Origin of the sequence: Planococcus citreus, from assembly GCF_003664125.1 — a bacterium.
Lineage (GTDB): Bacteria > Bacillota > Bacilli > Bacillales_A > Planococcaceae > Planococcus > Planococcus citreus.
The window spans coordinates 485542-510707 of sequence record NZ_RCCP01000001.1; the positions used below are offsets into that span (position 1 = coordinate 485542).

20 protein-coding genes are annotated in these 25166 nt (G+C 48.5%); 3 read left to right on the top strand and 17 right to left on the bottom strand.

The window, feature by feature from the left end; all coding sequences use genetic code 11:
- Positions 1–21 precede the first annotated feature (21 nt).
- The 4 genes from DFR62_RS02530 to DFR62_RS02545 all read right to left on the bottom strand — a co-directional run bounded on the left by DFR62_RS02530 (position 22) and on the right by DFR62_RS02545 (position 8958).
- On the bottom strand, positions 22–1203 hold the full coding sequence (locus tag DFR62_RS02530; protein ID WP_241663132.1) for a DUF418 domain-containing protein: 1182 nt from the start codon (positions 1201–1203) through the stop codon (positions 22–24).
- A gap of 7 nt (positions 1204–1210) precedes the next feature.
- Positions 1211–4816 carry a helicase-exonuclease AddAB subunit AddA gene (gene addA / locus DFR62_RS02535; RefSeq protein ID WP_121297886.1) on the bottom strand — a complete coding sequence of 1202 codons (3606 nt, stop codon included), beginning with the start codon at positions 4814–4816 and terminating at the stop codon, positions 1211–1213.
- On the bottom strand, positions 4794–8270 hold the full coding sequence (gene addB, locus DFR62_RS02540; RefSeq protein WP_121297887.1) for a helicase-exonuclease AddAB subunit AddB: 3477 nt from the start codon (positions 8268–8270) through the stop codon (positions 4794–4796). Before addB ends, addA begins: the two co-directional genes overlap by 23 nt.
- Before the next feature lie 73 nt (positions 8271–8343).
- Positions 8344–8958, bottom strand: coding sequence for a TVP38/TMEM64 family protein (locus DFR62_RS02545; RefSeq protein ID WP_121299454.1), 615 nt, complete (start codon positions 8956–8958; stop codon positions 8344–8346).
- Positions 8959–9118: 160 nt separating this feature from the next.
- On the opposite strand from DFR62_RS02545, the gene DFR62_RS02550 reads away from it, so the two are divergent.
- Positions 9119–9811, top strand: a complete 693-nt coding sequence (locus DFR62_RS02550; protein WP_121297888.1) for an AzlC family ABC transporter permease — start codon at positions 9119–9121, stop codon at positions 9809–9811.
- Complete coding sequence (locus DFR62_RS02555; RefSeq protein ID WP_121297889.1) at positions 9811–10119, top strand: AzlD domain-containing protein; 309 nt, start codon at positions 9811–9813, stop codon at positions 10117–10119. Before DFR62_RS02550 ends, DFR62_RS02555 begins: the two co-directional genes overlap by 1 nt.
- A gap of 12 nt (positions 10120–10131) precedes the next feature.
- Here the strand turns inward: DFR62_RS02555 and DFR62_RS02560 are convergent, their stop codons facing one another.
- The 13 genes from DFR62_RS02560 to hpf all read right to left on the bottom strand — a co-directional run bounded on the left by DFR62_RS02560 (position 10132) and on the right by hpf (position 24278).
- Positions 10132–10389, bottom strand: coding sequence for a CsbA family protein (locus DFR62_RS02560; protein WP_121297890.1), 258 nt, complete (start codon positions 10387–10389; stop codon positions 10132–10134).
- Positions 10390–10401: 12 nt separating this feature from the next.
- Positions 10402–11559, bottom strand: coding sequence for a PDZ domain-containing protein (locus DFR62_RS02565; protein WP_241663183.1), 1158 nt, complete (start codon positions 11557–11559; stop codon positions 10402–10404).
- An 81-nt stretch (positions 11560–11640) separates the two neighbouring features.
- Positions 11641–12747: a trans-sulfuration enzyme family protein gene (locus tag DFR62_RS02570; protein WP_121297891.1), complete on the bottom strand. Its 1107-nt coding sequence runs from the start codon at positions 12745–12747 to the stop codon at positions 11641–11643.
- Entirely contained in the window at positions 12744–13334 is a 591-nt protein-coding gene (locus tag DFR62_RS02575) for a redoxin domain-containing protein (RefSeq protein WP_121297892.1), read from the bottom strand. Before DFR62_RS02575 ends, DFR62_RS02570 begins: the two co-directional genes overlap by 4 nt.
- A 168-nt stretch (positions 13335–13502) precedes the next feature.
- The gene (locus DFR62_RS02580; RefSeq protein ID WP_121297893.1) at positions 13503–15017 is read right to left on the bottom strand and encodes a murein hydrolase activator EnvC family protein; all 1515 of its coding nucleotides are present in this window, start codon (positions 15015–15017) and stop codon (positions 13503–13505) included.
- A gap of 109 nt (positions 15018–15126) precedes the next feature.
- Positions 15127–16011: a permease-like cell division protein FtsX gene (gene ftsX / locus DFR62_RS02585; protein ID WP_121297894.1), complete on the bottom strand. Its 885-nt coding sequence runs from the start codon at positions 16009–16011 to the stop codon at positions 15127–15129.
- On the bottom strand, positions 16001–16687 hold the full coding sequence (ftsE, locus tag DFR62_RS02590) for a cell division ATP-binding protein FtsE (protein ID WP_121297895.1): 687 nt from the start codon (positions 16685–16687) through the stop codon (positions 16001–16003). The genes ftsX and ftsE overlap by 11 nt, the downstream gene beginning before the upstream one ends.
- Before the next feature lie 267 nt (positions 16688–16954).
- A complete protein-coding gene (gene cccB, locus DFR62_RS02595; protein WP_058383362.1) occupies positions 16955–17302 on the bottom strand; it encodes a cytochrome c551 in 348 nt (115 codons plus the stop codon).
- Positions 17303–17356: 54 nt separating this feature from the next.
- The gene (locus DFR62_RS02600) at positions 17357–18172 is read right to left on the bottom strand and encodes a YitT family protein (RefSeq protein WP_407951589.1); all 816 of its coding nucleotides are present in this window, start codon (positions 18170–18172) and stop codon (positions 17357–17359) included.
- A gap of 219 nt (positions 18173–18391) precedes the next feature.
- On the bottom strand, positions 18392–19591 hold the full coding sequence (locus DFR62_RS02605; protein ID WP_121297896.1) for a cation:proton antiporter: 1200 nt from the start codon (positions 19589–19591) through the stop codon (positions 18392–18394).
- A gap of 142 nt (positions 19592–19733) precedes the next feature.
- Positions 19734–20835 (bottom strand): peptide chain release factor 2 gene (gene prfB, locus DFR62_RS02610; protein ID WP_121299458.1). Its coding sequence is split into 2 segments (ribosomal slippage): positions 19734–20762 and positions 20764–20835, totalling 1101 coding nucleotides; the frame shifts between segments, so codons are not numbered across the junction.
- A gap of 63 nt (positions 20836–20898) precedes the next feature.
- A complete protein-coding gene (gene secA, locus DFR62_RS02615; RefSeq protein WP_121297897.1) occupies positions 20899–23415 on the bottom strand; it encodes a preprotein translocase subunit SecA in 2517 nt (838 codons plus the stop codon).
- 293 nt (positions 23416–23708) lie between these two features.
- Positions 23709–24278, bottom strand: a complete 570-nt coding sequence (hpf, locus tag DFR62_RS02620) for a ribosome hibernation-promoting factor, HPF/YfiA family (protein WP_121297898.1) — start codon at positions 24276–24278, stop codon at positions 23709–23711.
- A gap of 126 nt (positions 24279–24404) precedes the next feature.
- Between hpf and DFR62_RS02625 the strand changes: the two genes are divergently transcribed.
- Positions 24405–25112, top strand: a complete 708-nt coding sequence (locus tag DFR62_RS02625; protein WP_121297899.1) for an SDR family NAD(P)-dependent oxidoreductase — start codon at positions 24405–24407, stop codon at positions 25110–25112.
- Positions 25113–25166: the final 54 nt, after the last annotated feature.

Below are 25166 nucleotides of genomic sequence, written 5' to 3' on the forward strand. Positions count from 1 at the left end.
GATTGCATTCATTATACACATTCAGCGTTTTGAATTGTTGCTTTTTTCAAAATTATTTCCGTACGTCCAGCGCCGCCAGATCATTTCGATCGGCCCCCGTTTGAATTTACTGAACCACAGTTCCGCAAAGATCAATTGGACAACGAATATACCGACAGCGATCAAAGTCCCCGTCAACAGATCCACTTGGCCGTATAAGCCCAGGCCAAAGGAATAGAAGATGGTCGTTGCGATGATCGATTGCGTGATGTAGATCGTCATCGACATCCTGCCCGCTTTGATTAGCGGTGATAAAGCCTTCATGAAATTCAGATTCAGCGACAATAGGGCAATGATTCCGGCATAACCGATCGAAACAAGCGGCCCGCCGAACATCTCTTGGACATACTGATAGGCATAATTCTTATCGAAGAGGTACGGAGTCGATTTCAACAGCAGCCCTGCCATAAGCGAGCCTGCAGCAAGCACGAGCCAAACTTTTTTCTTGGCAGCTACTTGTTCGATCATCCGCCATTTCGCCGCTGCCGCCCCGATCATCATGAGTGGCAGAATGGTGACGGTAAAGATGATAAAGCTAAATGGATTATTGACATAATACCAATCCGTTAAACGCCGGCTGAATATTTCAGCGAAATTGCCTGATTGATAGGCAGCTACCGATTGTTCAGCTTCCTGATACCCGATGTAAATATTCGGGTCGACCGTGACCGCCAAAAACATGATGACGGTAAACATCAGATGCGGCAGCGTATAAAGCAATACCCCAAGTCCAAGAAGCCAAGCGGGCGGAAGCCGCAGCATCCCGATCAATAATAAGCCCATGAGCGCATAAGTGATCAAAATATCCCCATACCAGATTAAAAAGGCATGGACGATCCCGAATGCCAGCAAAATCAATAGACGCTTGACGGCAACTGGCATAAACGGCTGCCCATAATCTTGGGCGCGCAAAAATTGCATCATCAGCCCATAGCCGAACAGCATCGAGAATAACGGATAAAAACTTGCCTGAACGAAAATGTCCAAGCCGGTGAAAATGGTTTGATCCATATTTCCGCTGAACCATTTATACGGATCGATATAACTTAAAGGCGTGTGGAAGGCCAGCATATTGATGAGCAGGATTCCGAATAACGAAAATCCCCTCATCAAATCGATGGCGTCCACCCGTTCACGTAAAGAGATCGGCTGTAATTTCAACATAATCCTCCTAGACTTCCACTTCTTCATTTGTAGAGAACAAATACAAGACACGCTGTTTTATCGCAATGCGCAAAATCGCTTCCACCGCTTCTTGGTACACTGATAATTGGATCGAGTAGCGCTCTTTCATGGCCGATTGGACATTGCCCATACCGCGCGTTTGGTCGGTTTTATAATCGAGCAAGATCCATTCCCCGTCTTCCTTGAACAGGCAATCGACGATCCCTTGGACGATTTGATGGTCGCCATCTTCATCAGCGCGTGCATACGTAAAAGGGACTTCCCGTCTGACATCCTCGGCGTTCATCAGGCGCTGTGCAATCGTACTGTGGAAAAACGCTTCAACTTGCTCAGCTTTGACAGCCTGCGCTTCTTCCTTCGTAAGAATTTCACGTCCTGTCAACTCGTCGAGAAATTGCCGGATCTCCTCCACATCCATCTGCCGCTCAAGCGGCAAATGCTGCATGACGGTGTGGACTGCCGTACCGATATCTGCAGCTGACAGTTTGCGATCCATCAGGAAATCCGGGCGATGCGGTGCTTTCTTTTGCGCTTTCGGCTGATAATTCTGGATGAATGATTCCGGCTCATCCGAACGCTGCAATAACTGCAGCCTCTTCATTTCCGTCACCGATTGCTTGGAACGTTTTTCGACAGCTGCCTGATGGGGATAAGCGAAGTCGAATCGGCTGTGGATCAATGCGGCATCCGCTTCGGCTTCCGGCCGGTCTTGTTGCGCTTCGAGCAAAGGCTGCGGCTCTTCCAAGGAAGCGGTCTCGACAATGTCGATGTGGAAGCGCGAATGATGATCGAGCACTTCACCGCCTACATGCAGCTCTTCGGCATCGGGATGCCTAGACACAGCGGGGCCGATCCAATCCAAATAGGATTTTGCACGCGAACGTTTAAAATCAGGCAACAGCACATCGCCCGAGGAAGTTTTCCACTTCTCGAGTAAACGGTCAATGTCTTTTACCGAAGCGGTCAAGTAGAGCTTTTCTTTCGCACGGGTCATGGCCACATACAACACCCGCATTTCTTCAGCCTTCATCTGCAATTGTTTCATCTCTTTAACGGCAAGATAAGGCAATGAAGTGTATTCGATGCGTGTATCGGGATTGACGGCCTTGACCGCTAGGCCATATTGCTGGTCGAATAAATACGGTTTGTGGAAATCCATTTCATTGAACGGCCTTCCTGTCCCAGCGAAAAAGACGACCGGAAATTCCAAGCCTTTCGATTTATGGACGGTCATGAGCCGTACGACATTTTCCTTTTCGCTCAATGATTTTGCCGTCCCAAGATCATCCCCGCGCTCCCGCATGCGGTCAATAAAGCGCAGGAACCGGAACAATCCGCGAAAAGCGGTTTTTTCGTATTCGAGCGCACGGTCATGAAGGGCGCGCAGATTCGCTTGGCGCTGCTTGCCGTTCGACATGGCACCCGCCATTTCGTAGTAATTCGTATCCAGGTAGACTTTCCAAATCAACTCCGACAACGAGCCCCTGCGCGCCAAATCCCGCCAAATACGGAGGCTGTTCGTGAAACGGGCCAGCTTAATACGAGTCGCTTCATCCATTGTGCCGATGCGGATAAACGCTTTCAATGCATCATAAAAAGTTCCTTTTGCATCGGCAAGACGGATCGCTGCCAACTCATTTTCCTGTAGGCCGAAAAACGGCGCGCGCAACACGGCGGCAAGCGGAATATCCTGGTACGGGTTATCGATGACGCGCAATGTATTGAGCATTATCATCACTTCAAGAGCATCGAAATACCCCCCGCTCAACTCTGCGTAAAGAGGGACGCCAGCCATTTTGAATTCGTCGGAAAAGTCACCCGACCAAGTCATCGAACGCATCAAAACGACAATGTCGCGGTATTCAAGCGGGCGCTCTTTTCCGTTCCATGGATCGTGCACGAGCGTTCCCGCATCCATCATATGGCGGATCTTTTGCGCAATCCAGCGTGCTTCCCATTGCGACTTGTCCATATCGACAGTTATTTCTTCCCCTTCTTCTGTTTCCGGTTCATGGATAAGCGTCAAGTGAATCGGCACATCTTCTTCTGGATAGGGCGCTTTCGGCTTCAATGCCGCATCTTCATCGTAACTGATTTCACCGACGCGCTCGCCCATAATTTGCGAAAAGATGTAATTGGTGCCATCGAGCACTTCTTTGCGGCTCCTGAAATTGGCGTTCAAATCGATTCGCAGGCCCGTCTCGTCCGCTTCCCTGCTAAAGCGGGAATACTTGCCCAAGAACAACATCGGCTCCGCCAAACGGAAACGGTAGATGGACTGTTTAACATCGCCTACCATGAATAAATTGCCATCTTGTTCCGATCCGGACTTCACAAGGCTGAGTATCGTTTCCTGCAGCATATTCGTATCTTGGTATTCATCAACCAAAACTTCTTTGAAGCGTGTGCGGTAATCCTGAGCGATCGCAGAAGGTTCTCCCCCATCGCTCAGGATTTCCAGCGCGTAATGCTCCAAATCCGAGAAATCGACCAAACCGCGATCGATTTTAAGAGCCTTGTATTCTTCCGCAAAACGCTTCGTCAAATCGACCAATGTCCGCATAAGCGGTGCCATTTCGCGCATTTCCGCAAGCAGGCGCTCAGGGGCGCGGGTGAAATACCCCTCTTTTACATCATTGAACAGTTTTTTCGCTTCATTTCTCCGTGCTTTCGCTTCTTCCGCCAACTGCGGGTCGCAGGAATCCTTTTTCACAGACGCCAAGCGCTCCCATTTAATGTTCCGGGCATAAGCATGAAGCGATGCCCAAGATTCATCCAGTGCGTCGATTGCGGCGCGGATCAGCGTAGCATCCATCCGGAAATTCTCTTCCAATACGGCAGGGCCGTCCGGACGGGTGGCTATCTCCCAACCTTCATCAAGTAAATTAAGCGCTGCTTCGAAACTATGACGTATCGTCATTTTCAAGTCTTCCATGAACGGCAGGCCGTCGATCGTGGCGTGTTCCGGTACATCGTATAACGTTGGCAATTGTTCAAGCCAAGCTTCCGGTTCAGGATGCACACGCGAATAATCGTATAGTTTGCCCAGCAGGATCTCCATTGCTTGGTCGCTGCGGTCAGAAGTAAAACTGTCTGCGAGCCTGTAAACCTTCTCGCGCCCTTCGCCTTCGTATGCGGATTCAAGCACCGCTTCCATGACATCATCACGAAGCAAGGCCGCTTCCGTATCTCCCGCAATGCGGAAGCCAGGGTCAATTTCCAGCAGATAGGCGTATTGCTTCACGACTTGCAGGCAGAACGAATGCAAAGTCGAAATCTGTGCTTTATTGATCAGCCGCAGCTGCTTTTTTAAATGAACAGATTCTGGCTGTTCCGTGACCGCCTGCTCAAGCGCCGCTGACATGCGGTGGCGCATTTCCGCTGCCGATGCGTTCGTGAAGGTGACGACCAAAAGCTCATCGACGGATATCGGATCTTGTTCATCGAGCACTTTTTCGATCATCCGGTTGATCAGGACAGCCGTTTTCCCGGAACCTGCCGCAGCCGATACGAGCATATCCTGTCCCTTTGCCCATATCGCCTGCCATTGTTCATCGGTCCATGTAGCATCATTCGGTTTTTCCGGTATCATCAGCGCTCAACTCCTTGCGTATTTTCTCCACTGCCTGGTCAGAGCTCAACACCGGCAATTTGCGGTAGCTTTGTTCGGGATCACTCGGGTCGAATTGGCACACCGCACGGAAATTACAGAATTGGCAAGGCGTGTCATCTTTCAAGCGGTATGGCGAAACGGCTGTATTGCCGTCAAGAATGCCATTCCCCGCCCCTTGGTGTTTTTTTCGGACAAATTTGCGGATCGTTTCCATATCGTCTTTTTCGACTGTTTTCGATGAACCCTTCGAGACCGAGCCGTTTTTATTGAGCCGCACTGGAATGACATTCGAATAGCCATCGATCTGATCGTCCATCGCTTGTATGACTTCCGGATCTTCAACAACCAAACCGTTCATCTTAAATGACTTCGCAAGTTCTTCTTCCAGTTCTTCAGCGGTCAGTAATTTCGTCATTTTCAACATCGGGTTGTGCATATGGAAATACAGCACCCCTGCCGGCTCCGCCTGCTCCCCAAGCCAGCGCTTCGAATGGGTCAGCGCCACATCCAAATAAGTGAAAGTTTGAAGTGCCAACCCGTGGTAAACTTCGCCCAAATCCAGGCCTTGCTTGGATGATTTATAATCGACGACCCGCAAATACGGCTTGCCGCCGATATCAGTTGAATCGATGCGGTCAATGCGGCCCCTGACATTCATCTTGCGCCCGCGATCAAGCGCAATGTCGAGCGGCGGAATCGCTTCTTTCGTCCCGAATCCTACTTCAAGCGCAACCGGCACAAAGCCGGAAACTTGCGCATGTTTGCTCAGCATGAAAGCCGTCTGGCGGATGATGCCTTCAAGCTTGTATTGGATATACCGATAGCGATGCGAACTCAACAGGATCTGGTTGACGAAATAAGGCGATAATTGTTCGATCGCCCGCTTCGCGAGATCCGCGCATTGTTCTTTGCTTAGCGACGACCAGGAAACGCCGAGTTGCATCACTTCATCGGAAATCCATTTGATTGCGGCATGGAATAAATCTCCCATTGCCGGTGCAGCCAAACGGTATTGGCTACGTTCTTCGAGTTTCAAGCCATAAGCTGCATAATGGGCAAATTGGCAGCTATGATACGTCTCGATACGGGATACGCTCGAGGCGATCGGTGCACCGTAAAGCGATTCAGCGATTTCTTCCGATAGCTTTTCAGCTTTCCCATGGCTCAAAGGCTTGAAGATTTGATTGATAATTGACGACCATAACGGGTCTTCCCGGTAGTAATCGAGCACAGCCTGCCATTGTCCCGTGAGCTCGCCGCTCCTGATTTGGGCAGCCAGATGCGAAAGCGTTGCACGCGGATGGCTAATGTATTCCAATGCATCCGGCTCATGCAGCTCTTCCGGGCCGATCGCTGCCAATTTAGGCTCCAACTGAAGCAAATCGGCGATTTTCCTGATATATAAAGAAGGCAATAAGGCTTTTCCTTCTTCGTCCGCAATCGGGTAAGAGACGCTCAGCCGATCGGAAGCGGAAGAGAACGAGCGATAGGCCATATAAGTTTCATCCATCAAACGCATACGGGAGCTTGGCGCGAGTTCGATGCCAATTTTTTGGAACCACTCGCGCTCTGCATCTGTCAAGAGCCCTTCGTGTTCGATGCGCTGCGGCAAGACGCCGTCGTTTGCGCCGATGATGAAGACCGACCGGATATCCATTAGGCGTGCCAGGTCCATTTTGGCGATGGTCACTTGATCGAGCGACGGCGGTATGCGGGAAAACTCCAGAGTTTCGAAGCCTTCATCGAGAATCCGTGCCGCGCTTTGGAGGTCCAGTTCTTTGTCCCCGAACATCAGGACGAATTGATCGAGCACGCCGACCCATTGATTCCACGCCTGCTCGTGCTCCGTCGCAGCAAGCAATTGATGATCGGCTTCTTCGCGGTCTTTCAGCAGCTGGATTTTCGAATAGACATCGAGCTCTTCGATGAACTGAAACAGCGCTGTAGCAAATTCGCGGCCTGTGACGCAATCGCCGAGACGTGTTTTCAAGCGCTCAAGCGGGTCGCGCACCACATCCCGGACGGTTTGCAATTCCATCTGGAGCGCCAATTCTTCGTCTGTCTGGATGCCTGAATGAAATTCGAGCCCGCGGTATTTTTTATAGATCCAGCGCTTGTCATCAAACCAGCGGTCTCCGTAGATGCCATTGGCAAGGACGAAATTTTCCAATTGGTCCCCTCGCTCCCGCCATTTGCTGACATTGCCTTCAGGAAAGAACAAATCCGTCTTCAACGCCCGGAAAATTGGTTCATACGCATAATTGCCGATGACCGCTTCGAGTGCGGAGCGGCTGAATTCGATTAATGGATGATGAAGCATTGACTTTTTTTGGCTGATGAAATAAGGGATTTCGTATTGAGGAAAAATAGTGTTGATCAATTCGTCGTACACTTCCGGCTGGCGGTACAGCACCGCAATATCGTTATAGCGGCAACCATCCATCACTTGCTGCCGGATCGACCGCGCAAGCTCATGGATTTCAGCGCGGCGGTTGGACGCTTCGACCAATTCGACAGCCCCTTGCCCTTCAATGGACGGGGCAGGAAAGGTTTCGATGAAGCGTTCGATATGCAGAAGTTCCTCGTTCATGAAACGTTTTGGCTCTTGCAGGTATACTTCCGGTTCCAGCCCGATTCCTTCCGATGCGGCAAGATCCGTAAGCCGGCTTGCCGTGACGGCGGATTGGTAGAATAACGACTGTTCATCCTCCGTACTGCTTGTGTCATCCATCGGCAAGACGATCGTCACCGATTTGGCATGTTTCAATAACTCTTCAATGATTTGGAACTCGCGCGCTGTAAAGCTAACGAACCCATCGATATAAATAGCCGAATGCTTGATTGTTTCCGAATGGCGGATTTTCTCGCTCAATAATCCGAGATGGCCTTCGGAATCCACGAACACTTTGCCTAGCCTGCGGTCGATTTCCAGCAAGATGAGTTCGAGATCTGCTGCCTTGTCCTGCAGCGTCCTCGGGGCTCCGGCTGTTTCAAGAGATGACCGGATGGTGCCGAGTTCATCGCAATCGATGCAATAACGGGAAAACTCTTTGATCAATTGCTCAATTTGGTCGGTGAAGCCCCGTTTGCCTGCCGCTCTTCTGAATAAGTGAAACTCATCCTTATGTTCTTCGAGCAGGCTGCGGATCAGCATGCGGTAGCCGAATGTGTCGATTTCCTTGCGGCTGATCCCGCCGACCTCTTGCAACACGCGCCAGGCAAGGCGCTTGAAAGTCACGGCCTGCGCACGGATCATGCCGTTCATGCCGTATGCGGCGGACAAACGATACTCCGTAGAAAAAGACATCTGATCGGGGACGATAAGGAATATTGGATCCCCATCCGCTTGGTCTTTCAAACTATCGGCGATTTCTTCTTGGACAAAACGGGTTTTTCCGGTACCGGCGCGCCCGTAGACAATTCGTAAAGACATGTAATGCACCCCTTTTCAATAAGAACGTTTGTTCTTATTATACAATAAACAATCGAAAAGAACGACTTTCCTGTTAAGATAGCCGTTCTTTTTCGCGCTCTTCTTTCGCCCTTTTGAAGTCGGCTTCCACTTTTTTGTTGAGTCGCTTCTCCAAAATTTTCCCGATAACATAAAGCAGCACGATGACAGCAATGACGATACCTGTCCGGATCGGCTGTGTGAACAAAGCGCGGATATCATAGCCGACGTAGGAAATCGTCAAGACCATGACGAATTTGCCTGCCATCAAGGTCAATAAGTAATAATGGCGGCTGATATTCGATAGCCCGGCCACCAAGTTGACCAATGCCGATGGCGTAAACGGGAAACACAGCAGCAAGAACAAAGGGCCGAAGCCGTTCCGCTCCACCCAATGGATGAGCCTTTCGACTTTCTCATGGCGCGTCATGAAATTCATGAATCGCGCTTGCCCGAACTTGCGGATCAGCAGGAATACGGTATACGAACCGGCGACTGCCCCGCCCCATGACAGAAGGAAACCGAGCCATAGGCCATAGGCTGTCGCATTGGCGAAGACGAAGACAAAGAGCGGCAAAAACGGCAAAAACGATTCAAGGAACGGCAGCAAAAATCCGATGAGTGGGCCGAATGCCCGGTAAGATTGCGTTAACTCGACAATGTTTTCCATAGTAAAAAAATCCGACATAAGCTCATTCCTTTTAAATTGCGCGATTTTTCAATAATGAATCTAAAAACAGGAGAAAATATGCTATGCTATTATAATTACTTTACACTCTTTCTCCCGTTTTGGAAAAGAGAAATACTTGCGGCAAAAGGAGCGGAATAAATTGCAAGAACACGGATTCTCTTCAGGGCTGAAAGCCGGCGCCAGCATTGCCATCGGCTATTTCCCGGTTGCGCTGACTTTTGGGCTGCTGGCCAAAACGACAGGTTTATCACTCATCGAAGCGACCGCCATGAGCATTTTCGTCTTTGCCGGCGCTGCCCAGTACATATCACTTTCCCTTATCACAGCCGGTGTACTCCCGGCGCTCATTGTCGTCAATACGTTCATCGTCAACATCCGCCACTTTTTGATGACAGCGGCATTGAATGAAAAGATGGAACCGGATGCCCGCTGGAAAAAAGCACTGTACGCATTCGGCATTACCGATGAAACGTTTACGGTGCTAGCCACTCAACCGGGCGACAAAATCCGTACCTCATTTGCCGCGGGCGTCATCGTTATTTCCTACGGAAGCTGGGTTGTGTTCACTTCTCTCGGCCATTTGATCGGCGCCAGCCTCCCAGGCTTCCTGCAGGCGTCCATGTCGATCGCACTGTATGCGATGTTCGTCGGCTTGCTCGTGCCGTCCATGAAAGGCAACCGGAAAGTTGTCAGCTTGGCGTTGATCGCCGCACTTTTCAACTCACTGTTCTATTTCACCGGCTGGCTGTCCACTGGCTGGGCGATCATGGTGTCGACGCTTGCTTCAGCGATCATCATTGAACTGATTTCACGGAAAGGAGTTGCCGCCTGATGGGTGCTTGGTTTTGGTGGATGATTTTTGGAATGGCCGTTGTTACTTATATTCCACGCGCAATACCGTTAACCTTTTTGGAAGGCCGTGAATTACCGGAAGCTGTACAGAATGTTTTGCGAAATATTCCTTATGCCGTGCTCGGCGCATTGATTTTCCCGGCTGTGTTCTTTATACAGGAAAACGTCTGGTTCGGCGTGATCGGGGCCGCATCCGCATTTGCCATCGCGTTTACCGGGGCGAACGTTATCCTCGTCGTGCTCGGGACCATTGCCATTCTCTCCGTATATGGACTTTGGTTCGGATAAGAAAAAAAGCCGTCACTCATTTTCATGAGCTTCGGCTTTTTTTCTTTTATGATACATATTGCTCGCATACCAGAAACCAGCTGTTAACGAAGCGGCGTTGACGATAAACAATAGCCACGTATGTGTGAAGCCGGCATAAACGGCCGCGGCAATCAATGCCACGGTCAATATGAGGCCGACATAATGGTTGAACGTCACGCGCGTAAACAGGATAACCAGAAGCCCGGGCACAAACAGCGATAGGAAAAACTTAGTCACCATTGACTCCATATTCTTCTCTCCTTACTCGACAATCAAGAGACCCAGGCGGTGATGGTCATGGCGGAAGACGACATGCTGCCGCAAACGCATTTCCAGGTTATGATCGATTACTTCCAGGCGGCAATGCGCTGCATTGAGCTGGATCGCTTCGTATAGTTCTGTTTCATTCGTTACGGTTGTGCCGTTTACTTTGCGGATGATTTCCCCGCGCACAAGCCCCATCTTCTCTGCCGGAGATCCCGGAAGAACGTCAATGATCATGACGCCTTGCGCTTGTGGTGTCACGGTGTAATTCCCGCTGCGCTCTTTCTGTGCATAAAACAAGCTAATTCCCAAACGGAACAATGCTCCGGCGGCCAGCGCGATAATCGCCATCGGCTGCCAAAGAAAACCGAATAAGGCAAGGACGATCGTCAACACAGCTGACCAAGCGACCGATTTCGCGATTTTTGGATACAAATAAACAGGCAGCGTGCGTTTGCTGCGCCCTTGGAAACCAAATACCAGCGGGAACAAAATGAATGAAAAGGCCGTTTCCCCGATCGGCAGCTGTGGCCAGTACGGTGCATATTCGGAAATCATTTCACCAGGGACGACCAGAACAGCCGGTATCAGCCATAGGCGGCGTGAAATATAGGCAGCGGCACGCAATCCGCGAGCCGATTTATGCAAACGCGGCGAAGCGGCAGCGGCAGCTGACTTTTCGACCATGCGGCTTTCAATGAATAGCAAAAGCCCTGCAATCAACGCGACTGAAATGAGCCAGCCGTCCGAAAGCCCCCTGCCCGTCATTTCGGCGAACCCTAGATTGATCACCCAATCATTGGCTTCGAACAACCAGACGACCAGCGCTGCCGCTCCCGCCAAATAGACGAAAGAAGCCAGGTGGTAAAAACCTGTCAGCATGACGATAATGCTCACGATGCTGAGTGCAATCAACCATTCCATCGGCACTGCCAAACCGGCAGCAGCCACGATGACCGATAAGATTAACGCATACAACCAGCCATCTTTCAGCAAGCGTTTAAATTCTGTTCCGCCATACACGATCCGCGTGCGGAAAATGCGGCGTTCTTTTTTAACGCGAAAATATCCAAGCATCGTCGCAGCAAATAATGCGACATAAAAAACAGGGTTAAGAAAAAACATGGCGATCGCCATCAAAAAATCCGTTAACACTCCACTGACACCATCCTTAAGCTAAATGAACTTATCTTCCATTGTACCAAAGATGCAGGGATAGCCCTACATCTTTTTCAATCAGTTAAACGCCTGCTGCAGCTGCCCAAGGATATCTTCAATGCCTTCGATTCCGGCGGAAAGCCTTACAACCCGCTCAGTTACACCGATCCGCGCTTTTTCTTCTGCGGATAATGCACGGTGAGACGTGCCGAATGGATAAGAGACGGTCGTTTCGACACCAGCCAAAGTCGGAACGATCTTGATCCAGCCGAGTGAAGAAAAGAAGGCTGAGACGTCGGCAGTTTCAGGAAGTTCAAATGAAACAATCGCGCCCTTCCCCGGATACCACACCCGTGCCTTGTCTTGCAGGAAGTCGGCAATCGCCTGTGCATTGGCGTTTTGCTTTTCCATACGAAGCGCCAAGGTCTTGATGCCGCGTATCGTTAGCCATGCTTCAAAAGGGCTTAAGTTCATGCCGAGATTCACGACACGTTTTGTGGCTTCTTCGATTAAAGCGGGATCGCCTACCAATACGCCTGATGTGACATCACTATGCCCGCCAAGGTACTTGGTGGCGCTATGTACGACCAAATCCACGCCTTGTGTATAAGGTGTAAACGTATAAGGCGTCGCGAATGTATTATCGATCATCACTTTAACGCCGTATTGATTTTTCAATTGGACGAGCCCTTCGATGTCTTCGATCCGCAAAAAAGGATTGGTAATCGATTCGCTCACCATCAATTTCACTTCCGGGAAATCGACCAAAATCTGCTCAATCGTTCCGCTTTCCGAGAAATCAGCGAAATGGACCGTAATGCCAAGCCTTCTCAATTCTTCCTTCAGCAAGTGGAAAGTTCCTCCGTATACATCCTCTGCGGCGAGGATATGGTCTCCCGCTTCTGCAACAGACAGGATGCCTGCGAGTATCGCTGACATGCCGGAAGAGGCAGCAACGCCTTTCGGTGCACCTTCTAGCTGTGCGACCGTCTGGCCGAGTGCATCCGTGTTCGGATTAGCTGTCCGCGTATAGAGATAAGTTCCGTTTCCTTCGTAATAGCCTTCCAACTCTTCTAAAGAAGAGAAAGAAAAGGCGGATGTTTGGTAGATTGGCATGACTTTCGGGCGGATTGTCCGCTCTTCCATGCCGGCTGTGTGTACAGATTTCGTATCGATTGATGTCATTGTGATTCCCCCTCATTGATTTCTTCGATAAATCCATTCATCATTTCTTCATCCATCGGGCCGACAATTTTATGCAAGATACGGCCTTCTCTGTCTATGATATAGGAAGTCGGAATGGAAAACGCTTGGTAGAGCGCGCCAATATCTCCATCCACATCCATCGGAATCGGAAAGCTCAAGCCGAACTCTTCAACAAAGTTTTTAATTTCCGTCATGCCGCGGTCTTCTGTCGTCAAATTGACAGCTACCACTTCGACATCTTTATCCTGTTGGTTCTCATAGAAAGTTTGCATATGCGGCATTTCTGCTCGGCAAGGCGGGCACCATGTCGCCCAAAAATTAAGGATGACCGCTTTGCCCCGGTAATCCGACAAGCGCATTTCCTCGCCTTTCAAAGTCGTCAATTCGAAGTCGGGAGCGAGTTCGCCTTTTGCCAGCCCTTCATCGGTCGGCAAAAAATCGACCGTGCTGCCAAGGGCCATTTTATTCAGTGCGCGGTCTTCTTTTTGGCTATCAAAGACAGCCCATACCGCTAGAATAATGACCAAAATGGCTGCTATCAGAAGCCCGATCACTTTTTTCGACATTCTTTTCACTCCATTCCGTTACCATCATACGATAAACGAACTGTCCGTAGCCAGTAAATTCGCCGGAATTGTTCCGCAACAAATTGTGTCCATAAAAAAACCGCCAAGCCCCTTTCCGAAACTTCACTAGTCATGAAGCGGAAAGAATGGCTTTGGCGGCTTTTTGGATTAATAAGAAAGATAATTGGCTGGGTTCACAGCGTTGCTACGCGAACCATTCCAAGATCCCACGTGGATTTCAAAATGTAAGTGTGGCCCTGTCGAACGTCCGGTATTGCCCATTCCGCCGATAAACTGGCGTTGGCCGACTTTTTGGCCGACCGATACGCCAATCGAACTTAAGTGTGCATATGCTGTCGCATATGGTTGCCCGTTAATCGAATGGTTGATGATGATGACATTCCCGTAACCGCCCATTGACCCTGCAAATGATACATATCCAGCAGCTGAAGCAACAACCGGCGTGCCTGGGCTATTGGCAATATCGTAGCCAAGATGCGTTTCCGCGCCGTCTCCGATATCACGTCCGCCGAATCCTGATGTATGGCGCCCTGATGCCGGCATCACGAAGTTTGCTGACGGTTTGACGACTGGCGCCGGAGCCGGTGCTGGCGTTGGAGTTGGTGCTGGTGCCGGGCTTGCGGTGCTGGCACTTGCTGATGAAGATTTAGTTGCTGCTTTTTCGGCTGCTGCTTTTTCAGCTGCCGCTTTTTCGGCTGCTGCCCGTTCAGCTGCTGCTTTCTCTGCTGCTGCACGCTCAGCTGCGGCCTTTTCTGCAGCGGCTTTTTCAGCTGCCGCTTTCCGTTCAGCTTCTGCAATACGCGTACGTTCAGCTTCTTCTTGCTGAGCCAGTTTCGCCATGCGAGCTTGCTGTCCCATAATCTGCTTCTCGACTGCAGCGCTGACTTCAAGCGCCTCTTCATGCTGTGCTTCCAAATTGTTTTTCTCTGAAGCTAAACGTTTCTGTTCTGCTTCCATTTGCTTTTTCAATCCAGCTTGTTCTTTTTTCTGGCTATCCAATGATGCTTTCAAAGAAACCAGTTCAGCGCGGCGCTCTTCTTGATTGGCAAGAATCGTTTCAACCGCTTCTTTTTTTGCAGCCAATTCTTTTTTGTCGGCTGCTTGTTCACGCATGATTTCACGGTCAGCTTCGATCAAAGTGTTGACTGCCGAAAAACGGTCGATAAAATCGATAAAGCTATTGGCGCCAAGTAGAACATCTATGTAATCGACAGACCCACCGCTCAACTGGATGGCGCGCGCACGTTCTTTCAATAGTTCAGTGCGTTCGTCAATTTTACGTTCGAGTTCTTTGATCGCTTCTTTTAATTCATCGATTTCTTCTTTGGTTTGGTCGATTTCAGCTTGTACTGTATCGATTTTAGACTGTGTTTCCTGCATTTTCTTATCCAATTGCTGGATTTCCGAAACGATGCGGTCAAGCTTCGAAGACGTTTTCTCGATCTCGCCTTCTTTCTTCTCGATGCCTGAGCTCAGGTCTTCTTCTTTTTCTTCCAATTCTTTGCGTTCTTTTTCCAATTTCTGCTGTTCTTTTTGGACTTGCTGTTGCTCCTGTTCCAATTCATCAAGCTTGCTAGTGTTTGCGTGTGCAGTAGGCATTAGCAAAGACAATGCGAGAATTGATGAAACGCCGGACAACATCCATTTAGACTTCGAATTCAAGTTCGTTTCCCCCTTGGATTTACGTTCTTTTTCTATGTCTGTATTTTATTTCCTAATTTATGTAAGCTTTAGGCCTATGGTTAAGATGCGACCATAGGCCTTTGATTGATTATACACGTAAGAACTTGCGAATGGACATAAAACTTCCCCAAATCCCGATAAAGACACCCATCGCCAAGATCAACGCGCTCACTTGGTAGATGAAAGGTGAAAACTCAAGTAGTTGGAAGAGTTCCCCGCTGAGCCGCGGTTGTGCAAATTCCGTAATCTTCTGGTAAAGAAGTACAACGAGGCCGATCGGTATAATGGAACCGAGAATCCCAAGCCACATGCCTTCCAAAATGAACGGAACACGGACAAACCAATTGGTCGCCCCGACGAGCTTCATAATCTCGATTTCGGTGCGGCGCGCCACGATTGTGATGCGGATCGTATTTGAAATCAAGAACATCGCCGTAAACAATAAAGCAAGAATAAGGATCAGGCCGACATTGCGCCCTGCGTTAAGGAAATTGAAAAGCTTCTCAATTTTCCCTTCCCCATATTCCACGTCTTCGATATATTCAAGGGCAGCAATTTCTGTTGCTACTGTTTCTGTCTGCTGAGGTTCTGTCGCTTTTACATAGAAAACGTCAAACAATGGATTGCTTTGCTCGAATAGGCTAAGCTCTTCACCAAAGTCGAGCACAAGATCCGTCAACTCTTCTTCTTTCGTTGAAAAGTCGGCTGATTCAACGCCATCAAGCCCGGATATCTCTTCTTCAAGCTCTGCAATTTCCTCTTCTTCCGCATCCAGTGACACGAACACTTTGATTTCGACATCGTTTTCCAGGTCATCAGCGACTTTATTGAGGTTCATCATGATCATGACGAACACGCCAACAAGCAGCAAAGTTACGGTAACGGCGCTGACAGATGCAAACGTCATCCAGCCGTTTCTGCCAAGGCTCTTGAGGCTTTCTTTGATATGGCGGCCAAATGTTCTAATCTTCATAGCCGTAATCACCTCCGGCTGCGTCTCGGACAATCAGCCCGCCTTCAATAGCGATGACGCGATGTCTTAACTTGTTGACGATCTCACGGTTATGGGTTGCCATGATGATGGTGGTCCCTGTCGAGTTGATCTGTTCGAAAAGATTCATGATGTCCCAAGACGTATCCGGGTCAAGGTTACCCGTCGGCTCATCAGCGATCATGATTTTCGGCGTATTGACAATCGAACGGGCGATTGAAACGCGTTGCTGTTCGCCTCCGGACAATTCACGCGGAAACATCTTCGCTTTGTGCTTTAGCCCGACCATGTCCAGCACTTCCATGACACGCTCTTTGATGATTTGTGGTTTCTCCTCGATGACCTCGAGTGCAAACGCAACATTTTCATAGACGTTCAGGCGTGGCAATAGTTTGAAATCCTGGAACACGACGCCGATGTCGCGCCGTAGAAATGGCACTTTCCGGTTCTTCAATTTTGCGATATCTTTTCCGTCGACAAGCATTTGCCCTGAAGACGGGCGTTCTTCACGGTACATCATTTTGATGAACGTGGATTTACCAGCTCCGCTCGGGCCGACGATGTATACAAATTCGCCCTGGGCAATCTCAACATTCAACCCGTTGAGTGCCACAATGCCGTTCGGATATTTTTTGTAGACATTCTTCATTTGTATCATTAAATAAACCACCTATATCATTTGGCATTTCGCCAAATTTTATTTCCCAAGTACATAGCAAATTTTGCAGCACGGTTATTATAACACTCCTAAACCCCTTTTTTGTTACAGTTACATTTCAATTCAGACTCAGTCTCGATACAAAGAATTATCTGAAATTTTAATAATATAAGGTCTTAGTTCATCATTAATTACCTTATTTTTACCATATATCTATAATAATGCCTTGTTTTATGGCAAAAAAAATAAACCGGGCAAAATGCCGGTTTATTGTTGGTTCGCAAGATATTCTGCTACGGCTTGTGCTTCTTCGCCCTCGATGATGTTCGGAGGCATTGCACCTTGGCCATTTTCAATGACTGATAGGATTTCTTCTTGTGACAAGCGCGATCCTACATCATTCAATGCTGGGAAGTTGCCTTGGCCCTCTAAGTTTTCACCGTGGCATGAAATACAGTTTTGCTGAATGACTGCTTCTGCATCCACTGTCGTTGTTTCAGTTTCTGTATCGCCGCCTGTATCAGCTGGCTCTTCAGGAGATGTTTCTTCACCGCCGCCACATGCGCCAAGTACGAGAACTGAACCGAACAATACGGTCATCAATTGCTTTTTCATGGAAATCCTCCTCTTTGTCTTGCTATTTTTACCTTCTATAGGAGTATACCAAATTTAGGCACGTTTGAAACCTTCCCCGAGCACTTCGGAAGCGTCGGAAACAATTACGAAGGCTTGCGGGTCAATCAGTTTAACCAATTGTTTCAACCTTGTAAATTCTGTCTGCGGTATCACGACCATCAAAATCGGCTTTTCATTTCCGGAGTAGCCACCGGTCGCTGTCAATTCCGTTACGCCTCTATCGACTTCATCGTAAATAGCATCCCGGATCTCCACTTGCTTGTTCGTAATGATGTATACCATCTTCGAGCGGCTGAAACCGACCTGCACCAAATCGATGGTTTTGGTTGTCAGGTACAATCCGATCAATGCATACAATCCCTTTTCGATGTCAAAAACGATGGCAGCTGCCAATACGATCATACCGTCGATGATCGCGACGCTTGTGCCGAGAGTCAGGCCGGTGTATTTGGTGATGATCTGCGCGGCAAGATCGGTTCCGCCAGTCGATGCTTTCCCACGGAACACGATTCCCAGCCCGAGACCGACCATGATGCCGCCAAACAAAGAGCCTAGCAGTGGATCTCTCGTCCAAGCTTCCCAATCTTCAGTCATGAAAACGACTAGCGGCAAAAACACCGTGCCGACTGCCGTCTTGATGCCGAAATTTTTCCCGAGCAAAATGACGCCCGAGATGAACAATGGAATATTGAATGCCCATTGGACGAATGCCGGTTTCCATTCAAACAAGCCAAATAGAATCGTACTGATGCCGCTGACTCCGCCTGAGGCCACTTCATTCGGTAATAGAAACACGTTGAATGAAATGGCGACAATCGCCGCTCCTGCCAAGACGGAGATATAATCCATCACGCTCGTCAAAACCGGATGTGGATCTTTTGATTTTCGTATATTTCGTTTGCCCATAAGCTGTTATTCCTCTTCCTTCTATATTCACTTGAACCCTGTCAGAGTATAGCAGACCCCCCGTTTTTTGTGAACTTCATCTGGATAAAGCAATAGCCCTTCCTCAACAGAACTGCTAGCTGTATTCTAACGGCAAACTCCGACATTTTTGCAACTCTTCTTCTATTGAAGTTTTTTTAATACTTTTGATAGCGGGTAAATGCCAATGCTTTGAATGACAAGTGATAAAAGAATCGCTGCAAAAGCCAGTGCAATTAGAATCTGATCTTTTCCAGAAGCCGCTTCTTCCAACCATAATAACAAGGCTACAGACATCGCCCCCTTGATACCAGACCATGCTGTCAAAGTAATTGTGGATAAATCGTTCTTGAATTCTTTTCTCCATTTAGGAACACCGTAAATAAACAGTGCAATTACCATGAACCGAACAACGACTGTCAGAAGGAAAATGACGATTGCAAACCACCAGCCTGAAAAAGCCAGATACTCTGCACCGCGTATGCCGATCAGTAAAAATAACACTGCCAATAGAATCGGGGTGACGATATCCCAGAAACCGTCCAATGACTGAGGGAGCGTATCTTCCTTAATGTCCCTGCCCATTTCATAAGCGACGAATATGCCGGCTGCCACTGTCGCGAGCACACCCGATACCCCGATGGCTTCGCCAATATAAAAAGCGCCGTAAGCTCCGATCACGCTTAACATGACTTGGTATTTTTTATCCTGGGTGAAGCGGATCGTCTTGCTCATCAGCCAGCCGACCGCGATTCCGAGAAGGACACCGCCAATCGAAACGAGCAGCAACTCCGAGACAAATTTGCCCAATGAAAACCCGTTTCCAGTTTGATACATCGTCAGGAAAATCGTGAAAAAGACGATGCTTGTCCCGTCGTTGATCATCGACTCCCCTTCGACCACATCGGCAATCTGTTCTGCACCGCTGCTTTCTTTCAAAATAGCGGTCACCGATACCGGATCGGTCGGCGTCAGGATCGCCGCTAGCAAGAAAGCCGCCGTGAGGGTCAAGCTGGTAAATATCCCGCCTGCGAAATAGATGGACAAGCCGAGCAGAGCAACTGTGAGCATTAGCCCAATCGTGCTCAAACTGACGATGATGCCGATGTTTTGTTTTAACTGCTTCAAAGGAAACTGATAAGCAGAGGTAAACAACATTGCCGGCAAGAAAACATTGAAGATGATGTCCTTCGAAATATTGAATTCATCAAAATACGGAATAAATGAAAGCCCTAAGCCGATCGCCACCAATACGACGGGAACGGGGAAAAAGTTCTTTTTAATGTCGATTGTATAGACGATATAGCCAATGATCAGCAAGACCAATAATTGATGGGTCATCATATCCAAAACCTCCTTGGCAAATATAAGCTTCTTGTTCTTCTATTGCCTTTTCACGCGTAAAAAAACCCCCAAACGCCACCGCTCTATTGAGCAATAGCTTTTGGGAGTCGTATTTACGATGATTGGAGATGGATTTTTCAGCTTATTGCATTTTTGAACGCAGCATGGCATGGATAAATCCGTCCAAGTCACCATCCATGACAGCCTGCAAATTCCCTGTTTCGTAGTTCGTCCGGTGGTCTTTGACCATGGAATACGGGTGGAAAACGTAAGAGCGGATTTGGCTGCCCCAGCCGATTTCTTTTTGCTCACCGCGGATTTCCAGCAATTCTTGCTCCTGCTCTTCGATTTTCAATGCGTAGAGCTTCGCTTTTAGCATTTGCATCGCTTTTTCGCGGTTTTTGATCTGTGAACGTTCTTGTTGGCAAGTCACTACAGCACCGGTTGGCAAGTGGGTGATCCGGACAGCGGAGTCTGTCGTATTGATGTGCTGTCCACCCGCACCACTTGCACGGTAGGTATCGACTTTCAGATCTTCGGTGCGGATATCGATTTCGATTTCGCCCGTGAACTCCGGCATCACTTCACACGATACAAATGATGTGTGGCGGCGTCCCGAAGAATCAAACGGCGAAATGCGAACCAAGCGATGAACGCCTTTTTCAGCTTTCAAATAGCCGTAAGCATTATGCCCTTTAATGCCGAGCGTCACTGATTTGACGCCGGCTTCATCCCCTGCCAGGTAATCCAAAGTTTCCACTTTGAATCCGCGTTTCTCAGCCCAGCGCGTATACATGCGCAGCAGCATCGAGCACCAATCCTGGGATTCTGTTCCACCAGCACCAGGGTGTAATTCTAATATGGCATTGTTTTTATCGTATTCTTCACTTAATAGAAGCTCCAACTCGAACGCGTTCAAGTCTTTAAGAAACTGCTTCAGTTCCCCGCTTACTTCTTCGTGAAGTTCCTCATCCGGTTCTTCACGCAACAGTTCAAGCGTCATTTCCATATTCTCTTGCTCTTCCTCGAACTTGCGGTAACGATTGACTGTATCTTTCAATGCATTCACTTCGGAAATGACCACTTGCGCTTCTTCTTGGTTATTCCAGAAATTCGGGTCGATCATTCGCTCGTCCAATTCCTGTATACGTGCCTCTTTGTTTTCTAAGTCAAAGAGACCCCCTGAAGTCCGCCAGTTTTTCGGCTGTTTTGTCAAGCTCGTTGCGAATATCCGCTAATTCCATCATATAAAGTTCCTCCTCATAATAATGCCGAAGAGCTTTTGCTCTTCGGCCATAAACAATCGTTTACGAAGCTGCCCCGTGGCAGTTCTTGAATTTCTTGCCGCTGCCGCATGGGCACAAATCATTGCGCCCGACTTCCATCTCGCGGCGTGCCGGCTCTTTTCTCTTGCGTGGTGCATCCCCGCCTTCTTTCGGGTTGACGGCTTGGCCTTTTGCCACTTCTTCACGCTCGAGATTGTTCTTGATTTCCGCTTTCATGGCGTATTTCGCCACGTCATCTTCAATCGCCTCGATCATCGCTTCGAACATGGCAAAGCCTTCGTTCTGGTATTCACGAAGCGGGTCATTCTGGCCATATGCACGCAAGTGAATCCCTTGTCTCAACTGGTCCATCGCATCGATGTGGTCGATCCACTTCGTATCGATCGAACGCAGGAGAACTACTTTCTCGAATTCGCGCATGCGGGTAGGTGTCATTTCGACTTCTTTTTCGTCATAATGCGCTGTTACTTTCTCGCGGATAAATTCGATAATCTGTTCTTGCGTCTTGCCTTCTAGATCTTGTTCGGTGATGGTATCTTCCGGCAAGAGATTGGCGGAAATCACTTCCGTTAAGGACTTCAAGTGCCATTCTTCAGGCTTTTCAGCTGTTGTATAGCTTGCAACCATACGGCCGATCGAACTATCGATCATATTGTCGACAAGTTCACGCATATTGTCCGTCTCGAGCACTTCCATCCGCTCTTTATAGATGATTTCACGCTGCTCGCGCAACACATCATCGTACTGCAAAAGACGTTTCCGTGCATCGAAGTTATTGCCTTCCACCCGTTTTTGTGCGGATTCGACAGAACGCGTCACCATGCGTGATTGCAGCGGCTGGGAGTCGTCCATACCCAGTTTGCCCATCATATTGCGCATGGAGTCCGAACCGAAGCGGCGCATCAAATCATCTTCAAGCGATAGATAGAATTGCGTCACGCCGGGATCTCCCTGGCGTCCGGAACGGCCGCGCAGCTGGTTATCGATGCGGCGGGATTCGTGGCGTTCCGTACCGATGACCGCGAGGCCGCCCGCTTCGATGACGCCTTCACCCAATTTGATATCCGTTCCGCGCCCTGCCATATTCGTGGCAATCGTGACGGCGCCTTTTTGGCCGGCATCTAGGATGATTTCAGCTTCATGTGCGTGGTTTTTCGCATTCAAGACCGAATGCTTGATGCCTTTTTTGGTCAAATACGCGGAAATGATTTCGGACGTTTCAATCGCAACGGTACCGACAAGAACCGGCTGCCCTTTTTTATGGCGCTCAATAATGTCCTCGGAAACCGCTTTGTACTTGCCTTCCGTTGTCGCATAAATCAAATCGACACGGTCATCACGGATGATCGGTTTATTCGTCGGAATGGAGATGACATTCATATTGTAGATATTGCGGAACTCTTCTTCTTCCGTTTTTGCCGTACCGGTCATACCTGACAATTTCTCATATTTGCGGAAGTAGTTCTGGAACGTGATTGTCGCCATCGTCATCGATTCGTTTTGGACTTCGAGGCCTTCTTTTGCTTCAATCGCCTGGTGGAGACCGTCCGAATAGCGGCGGCCTTTCATGAGGCGGCCAGTGAATTGGTCAACAATGACCACTTCGCCGTCCTGGACGACATAGTCGACGTCTTTTTGCATCGTCACATGCGCTTTTAGCGATTGGTTGATCGCGTGATTCAGACGCACGTGGGTCAAATCGAATAAATTATCGATGCTGAAGGCTTTCTCGACTTTTTCAATACCTTCTTCCGTCAACACGACACCTTTTGTTGTTTCATCATAAGCGTAATCCGTATCTTTCTGCAGCAGGCGGCCGAACGCGTTTGCCTGCATATAAAGCTGTGCAGACTTCGCCGCTTGCCCTGAAATGATCAATGGCGTCCGCGCTTCATCGATCAAGATTGAATCGACTTCATCGATGACGGCAAAATGAAGCGGGCGCTGGACCATGTCTTCTTTATATAGCACCATATTATCGCGCAAATAATCAAAGCCAAGCTCATTATTTGTGCTGTACGTAATGTCCGCTTGATAAGCTTCACGTTTTTGTTCTTTTGTCAGGCTGTTGACGTTGAGTCCGACCGTCAAACCGAGCCAGTTATAAAGTTGGCCCATTTCTTCCGCATCGCGGCTCGCCAAGTATTCGTTGACGGTCACGACATGGACGCCTTTTTTCGTGATGGCATTCAAATAGACGGCCATCGTCGAAGTCAAAGTTTTACCTTCACCGGTCTTCATCTCGGAAATATTCCCTTGATGAAGCGATGCGGCCCCCATGATCTGGACACGGAATGGATACATTCCCAGTACGCGCTTCGATGCCTCGCGCACTGTCGCGAATGCCTCAGGCAGCATGTCGTCGAGTGACTCGCCTTGTTCGAAACGCGCTGTGAATTCGACTGTTTTTGCTTTTAAGGCTTCGTCTGTCTTAGCCGTATACTCATCGGCCAGCGCTTCCACCTGATCTGACACTTTTTCCAATCGTTTTAAATCCCGTTTGTTCGGGTCAAATACTTTATTCAATACTCCAAGCATGTTTAACCGCTCCCTGCATGGCGATTCCGGCTGAAGACAGCATAGAAACCGCGATTGCTCATATTTTCATTCTTTGGGTTTATCTTAATCATATGCAGCATTTTCAAAAAAAAAATCTCACCATTCATTTTAACACTGCACTATAAAGCGTGCAAACAATGCATTTTTCACCCATGCGCAAATTTATGTCAAAAAGAACCGATTGCTGATACATCTACAATCAAGAAAAAACAAGACACGTATATGTAAATAACTGCATAACAAAAGCCTCCCGTTACAGGAGGCTTCCACTATTATGAAGTTGTTTCAATCAATCCGTATGAACCGTCTTTACGTTTGTAGACGATGTTCGTGCCATTTGATTCAGCGTCTGTGAAGACGAAGAAACTATGCCCGAGCATATTCATCTGAAGAACCGCTTCTTCCTCGTCCATCGGTTTCAAATCGAATTGTTTTGTGCGGACGATTTTCAAGTCTTCTTCATCATCCGATTCCGCAGCACCGTTGTTTTGTGCTTCGCTTTCGGCTTGTGCAAACGCAAGGCCCATTCCTTCGCGGTCACGGAATTTACGATTGACTTTCGTTTTATACTTGCGGATTTGACGTTCCAGTTTTGAAACGATCAAATCGATCGCTGCATAGAGGTCATCGTGCCGTTCTTCTGCACGTAATGTTAAGTTTTTCATCGGAATTGTAACTTCCACTTTTGTTTGGCTATGGTTATACGTTTTCAAGTTGACCATCGCTGTTGCATTCGCTCCATCGGTGAAGTAGCGTTCGATTTTCTCTACCTTCTTCTCGATGTGTTCGCGTATTGCGGGAGTTACCTCAATATTCTCGCCTCTGATGTTGAATTGCAGCATGTGAACTCCTCCTTCTGTTTTGCTATCTATCTATTTCTAGTTGTTCCCTCCGGAATCCTTCTTGAAACGTAAAAAGTTTCAGCACTATAGTAAAAAGGTAAACTATATGACAAGGAGATGAAGCCCATGTTTACAAATAAAACGATTGTAGTGACTGGTGCCGCACAAGGCATCGGGAAAACTGTAGCACACTATTTCCAAAGAGAAGGCGCGAACGTCATCGGCCTGGATATTGAAAAAGTCGAAATCGACGGAGTGGAATACCGCCGCTGCGATGTAGGAAGTTTTTCGGAAGTTGAACGCGTCTTCTCCGACATCCACAAATCCCATGGCAGCATCCATGTGCTGATCAACAACGCCGGAATTTCGGAATTCACGCCGCTTTGGGAATTGACGGAAGAAGATTGGGACCGCGTGCTCAATACGAATTTGAAGAGCGTCTTTATCTGCAGCCGCGAAGCTGCCCGTTATATGGATGAAGACATCCGGTCAATCGTCAATATGTCATCAACGAGAGCGTTCATGTCAGAACAAGGGACGGAAAGCTACTCTGCATCCAAAGGCGGGATTTTTGCGCTCAGCCATTCACTCGCAGCAAGCCTTCATACAAAAGGCATCCGCGTTAACTCGATTGCCCCTGGCTGGATACATACCGGCGATAAGGATGAACTGCGTAAAGTCGACCATGAGCAGCATTGGAGCGGGCGTGTCGGTACCACAGACGATATCGCTAGAGCGTGCTTATTCTTGTCGAATCCTGATAATTCTTTCATTACCGGCGAATGTTTGACGATTGATGGCGGCATGACACGCAAAATGATTTACGAACATTAATACAGGCGGCTGCTATGCAGCTGCTTTTTTATTGCCTAAGAGTCAATTGACTGT